5 protein-coding genes are annotated in these 4380 nt (G+C 68.1%); 4 read left to right on the top strand and 1 reads right to left on the bottom strand.

Annotated elements, in window-relative coordinates; translation table 11 throughout:
• Window positions 1–131: 131 nt before the first annotated feature.
• Window positions 132–851 carry an enoyl-CoA hydratase gene (locus tag JWQ91_RS15275; protein ID WP_297786029.1) on the top strand — a complete coding sequence of 240 codons (720 nt, stop codon included), beginning with the start codon at window positions 132–134 and terminating at the stop codon, window positions 849–851.
• On the top strand, window positions 851–1306 hold the full coding sequence (locus JWQ91_RS15270; protein ID WP_297786026.1) for an AMP-binding protein: 456 nt from the start codon (window positions 851–853) through the stop codon (window positions 1304–1306). The genes JWQ91_RS15275 and JWQ91_RS15270 overlap by 1 nt, the downstream gene beginning before the upstream one ends.
• On the opposite strand, the gene JWQ91_RS15265 is transcribed toward JWQ91_RS15270, so the two are convergent.
• The gene (locus tag JWQ91_RS15265; protein ID WP_297786024.1) at window positions 1303–1782 is read right to left on the bottom strand and encodes an Lrp/AsnC family transcriptional regulator; all 480 of its coding nucleotides are present in this window, start codon (window positions 1780–1782) and stop codon (window positions 1303–1305) included. The genes JWQ91_RS15270 and JWQ91_RS15265 overlap by 4 nt on opposite strands.
• A gap of 218 nt (window positions 1783–2000) precedes the next feature.
• Here JWQ91_RS15265 and JWQ91_RS15260 point away from each other — a divergent pair, with 218 nt between their 5' ends.
• Entirely contained in the window at window positions 2001–3101 is a 1101-nt protein-coding gene (locus JWQ91_RS15260) for a spermidine/putrescine ABC transporter substrate-binding protein (RefSeq protein ID WP_297786021.1), read from the top strand.
• Window positions 3085–4245, top strand: a complete 1161-nt coding sequence (locus JWQ91_RS15255; RefSeq protein ID WP_297786018.1) for an ABC transporter ATP-binding protein — start codon at window positions 3085–3087, stop codon at window positions 4243–4245. Before JWQ91_RS15260 ends, JWQ91_RS15255 begins: the two co-directional genes overlap by 17 nt.
• Window positions 4246–4380: the final 135 nt, after the last annotated feature.

Below are 4380 nucleotides of genomic sequence, written 5' to 3'. Positions count from 1 at the left end.
GCGATCGTCAGGTCGAGGATCGGCTTGTCGGCAAAGCTCACCATCGCATCAGGCTAGAGCGGACCCATGACACCTCGCCACGACCCGCGGCCACGGTGTCGGGACCGACGGGCGGCCGATAGCGTGGCCCCATGATCGCCACGTCCCGCGACGCAGATGTCGTCGTCATCGAGCTCCAGCGCGAGCAGAGCCGCAACGCTCTCAACCTCGACCTGTGCCACGCCCTCCGAGCCGCCGCCGACCAAGCCGTCGCGGACGGTGCCCGGGCCATCGTCATCACGGGCCAGGGCACGGCGTTCTGCTCCGGCGCCGACCTGGGCGGCGTCCACGGCCCCGACTTCCTCGAGGCGCTCTACGGGATGCTCCATCACCTCACGAAGCTCCCCGTCCCCCTGATCGCGGCGGTCAACGGCCCGGCGATCGGTGCCGGCACGCAGCTCGCGATGGCCTGCGACCTGCGGGTCGCGGACGACAAGGCCAAGTTCGCGGTGCCCGTCGCCCGCAACGGCATGGCGGTCGACGCCTGGACGATCCGCACCCTCAGCGCCCTCGCCGGAGCGGGCGTCGCCCGCAAGGTGCTGCTCGCCGCGGAGACGCTCGACCGCAAGGAGGCGCTCGACTGCGGTCTCGCCGACGCGCACGGCTCGCTCACGTACGCCGTGGCGTGGGCGCACGAGATCGCGGCCCTCGCGCCGCTGTCGATCGCGCACAGCAAGCTCGTCCTCAACGGGTCGCCTGCCGACGACGAGGCGATCGAGAAGAGCTTTGCCGCGGTGTGGGCCAGCTCCGACGTCCAGGAGGCCGCGCAGGCCCGCCTCGAGCGGCGCGCGCCGGTCTTCGAGGGGCGCTGATGACGAGCCTGGTCTTCCGACTGCTCGACCACCACGTCATCACCGGGCTGGCCGACCACACCGCGGTCAGCGACGAGCGGGGCACGATGTCGTACGCCCAGCTGCTCCACGAGTCGGCGTGCATCGCCGGGGGCCTGCACCACATGGGGATCGAACCCGGCACCGACGTCGTGATCGACCTGTCGTCGGGGCGCCATCACGTCGTCGCCGTGCTGGCGTGCGCCCGCATCGGGGCCGTCCCGGCTGCGACGGGCGACTTCCGCCTGGAGGGCACGCCCCCCGTCCTGCACGCCCCGGACACGCACGTCGTGTGGGACGTGCTCGACAAGGCCGGCCGCACCGAGCCGGCCAGCGCGCCGGAGGTCGATCCCGACGGCTACGAGGAGCTCCTCCGCGCGGCGTACCCCGAGATCGTCGACACCCTGGCCGCGGGCGGCACGATCCTCTCGTCCTAGCGGACGCCCCAGGCGTAGGTCTGCTTCTCGAGCCGCAGGTAGACGAACGTCTCGGTGGTGACGACGCGGGGGAGTGCGTTGATCTGCTCCGAGACGATGTCGAGCAGCTCGTCGTCGCTCTCGGCCACGATCTCGGCCAGGATGTCGAAGCGTCCGGTCGTGATGACGATGTAGTCGAGCTTCTCCATCGCGGCGAGCTCGGCGGCGACCTCGCGGACCTTGCCGGTGACCTTGATGCCGATCATGGCCTGCCGGGCGAATCCCATCTGCAACGGGTCGGTGACCGCCACGACCTGCATGACCCCGCCGTCGATGAGCTTCTGCACGCGATGCCGGACCGCGGCCTCGGAGAGTCCCACCTCCTTCGCGATCGCGGAGTACGACAGGCGGCCGTCGTCCTGGAGCAGCTCGATGATGCGCTTGGCGGTGTCGTCGAGATTCTGGGCGCGCGCGGTCGCCGGCTTGCGGTCGGTCATGCGCGACATCATGCCGTACGCCATCCGGAGGCGCTCACCCCCCGCTGACGGTGGCCACGACGCTTTCAGAACCGAAACACACTCGTAACAGCGGAATCCCTTGTGCAGCGCCCCCGATCTTGCGAGTATTCGTGGAGAGCGAACAGTGAGGGCGGCGCATGGCAGGTCTCGACCGACGGACAGTGCTCAAGGGCGTGGGTGGTGCAGCCGCTCTGGGGGTGAGCGGGTTCGCCCTGACCCGGTTCGACACGCCTGATCGGGAGCAGGACCCGACCGAGTGCACGGCGAAGGACGTGTCGGAGACCGACAAGCGCCTGGTCTTCTCCAACTGGCCGGAGTACATCGACGAGGACGACGGCGACTACGTCTCGACGCTGACCCAGTTCGAGAAGGACACCGGCATCCAGGTGCAGTACACCGCCGACATCAACGACAACAACGAGTTCTTCGCCAAGGTCTCCAACCAGCTCGGCTCGTGCAGCTCGTCGAAGCGCGACCTGTTCGCTCTGACCGACTGGATGGCCGCCCGCATGATCCAGGTCGGCTGGATCCAGCCGCTGGACGCGGCAAAGGTGCCCAACCTGCACGCCAACATCATCGACTCGCTCAAGGCACCGGAGTGGGACCCCAAGCGGGAGTTCTCGGCGCCGTGGCAGAGCGGCCTGACCGGCATCGCGTACAACAAGGCCAAGGTCGGCGAGGTCAAGTCGTTCGAGGAGCTGTTGACCCGCAAGGACCTCAAGGGCCGCATCTCCCTGCTCACCGAGATGCGCGACACGATGGGCTTTCTGGTCATGATCGCCGGCGGCGACCCGGAGAAGTTCACCGACACGCAGTGGCAGAACGCGATCGACCTGCTCAAGAAGGCCCGCAGCGACGGTCAGGTGCGGTCTTTCACCGGCAACGAGTACGTCCAGGACCTCGCGTCCGGCAACATCCTCGCCTGCGAGGCGTGGTCGGGTGACATCGCCAACGCCGGCGACGAGAACCTGGTCTGGATCCCGCCCGAGGAGGGAATCATGATCTGGGCCGACAACATGCTCGTGCCCAACCTCGCGACGCACCAGGCCAATGCCGAGCAGCTGATCAACTACTACTACGAGCCCGAGGTCGCCGCGAAGCTCGCGGACTACAACTCGTACATCTGCCCCGTCAAGGGTGCGCAGCAGGCCATGGAGAAGGTCAACCCCGACAACGTCGACAACGAGCTGATCTTCCCGTCCGACAAGACCCTGGCCCTCACGCACCAGTTCATGGCACTCGACGAAGCCACGATGCGTACCTACGAAGGAGACTTTGCCGATGTCACAGGTGCATGAGGCGACCGCCCCGTCCGACGGGGCGGCCGGCGGATCCCGAGACCTTCGTCTGTCCAACCTCACGAAGGAGTACGCGACGTTCACGGCGGTCAAGTCCTTGGACCTGGTCGTCCCGCAGGGTCAGTTCTTCGCCCTGCTCGGCCCGTCGGGCTGCGGCAAGACCACGACGCTGCGGATGGTCGCCGGCCTGGAGACCCCGACGTCCGGCACGATCCACCTCGGCGAGACCGACGTGACGTACGAGAAGCCCTACAAGCGGCCGGTCAACACGGTGTTCCAGAACTACGCGCTGTTCCCGCACCTCGACATCTCCAAGAACGTCGCCTTCGGGCTCGAGCGCCGGGGGATCAAGGACTCCAAGCGGCAGGTCGCGGAGATGCTCGAGCTCGTCGAGCTGACCTCCCAGGCGCACAAGAAGCCCGCGCAGATGTCCGGCGGTCAGCAGCAGCGGGTCGCGCTGGCCCGCGCCCTGATCAACAAGCCCGAGGTGCTCCTGCTGGACGAGCCGCTCGGGGCGCTGGACCTCAAGCTGCGGCGGGGCATGCAGCTCGAGCTCAAACGCATCCAGACCGAGGTCGGCCTGACGTTCGTGCACGTGACGCACGACCAGGAGGAGGCCATGACGATGGCCGACACGATCGCGGTCATGAACCAGGGCGTCATCGAGCAGATGGGCGCACCGAGCGAGCTCTACGAGAACCCGCGGACGACCTTCGTCGCCAACTTCCTCGGCCAGTCCAACCTGATCGCCGGCGAGATCGAGGGCCGCGAGGGCGATCAGGTCAAGGTCCGCGTGCAGGGTGCGATCGCCTCGGTGCCGGGGGACCGGGCCCACTCCGACTCCGGCAGGGGCTGGCTCGGGATCCGGCCCGAGAAGGTCCTGATCGCCGAGGCTGGGCAACGGATCGACGCTCCGGGCGACGTCATCACCGGCGGCTACATCACCGACGTGAGCTTCGTCGGCGTCAGCACGCAGTACATGGTGCGGATGCCGTGGGGGCAGGAGCTCATGGTGTTCGAGCAGAACACCGGCGCGCGTGCCCTGCTCCAGGTCGGCGCGAAGGTCGACATCTCCTGGCGACCCGAGTACGCGTTCCTGCTGGACGCCAGCCAGGACGCCACGGCCGGGATCGAGGCCGAATGACCTCCACCGCCGGGGTCGTCCCGGTCAACCCTCACGAGACCTCGACGAAGGCGCCGCGCGGGCGCCGGCTGACGGGCTACTGGCTGATCCTGCCCGGTGCCCTCTGGCTGCTCGTGTTCTTCGTCATCCCGTTCT

The organism is Aeromicrobium sp. (genome assembly GCF_025965075.1).
GTDB lineage: Bacteria > Actinomycetota > Actinomycetes > Propionibacteriales > Nocardioidaceae > Aeromicrobium.
This window is presented reverse-complemented; position numbering and strand designations above follow the sequence as displayed.

Bases quoted from the DNA above. Each gene is read 5' to 3' on its own strand.
- JWQ91_RS15265 (WP_297786024.1), bottom strand. From the start codon at position 1,782: ATGACCGACCGCAAGCCGGCGACCGCGCGCGCCCAGAATCTCGACGAC.
- JWQ91_RS15275 (WP_297786029.1), top strand. From the start codon at position 132: ATGATCGCCACGTCCCGCGACGCAGATGTCGTCGTCATCGAGCTCCAG.
- JWQ91_RS15270 (WP_297786026.1), top strand. From the start codon at position 851: ATGACGAGCCTGGTCTTCCGACTGCTCGACCACCACGTCATCACCGGG.
- JWQ91_RS15255 (WP_297786018.1), top strand. From the start codon at position 3,085: ATGTCACAGGTGCATGAGGCGACCGCCCCGTCCGACGGGGCGGCCGGC.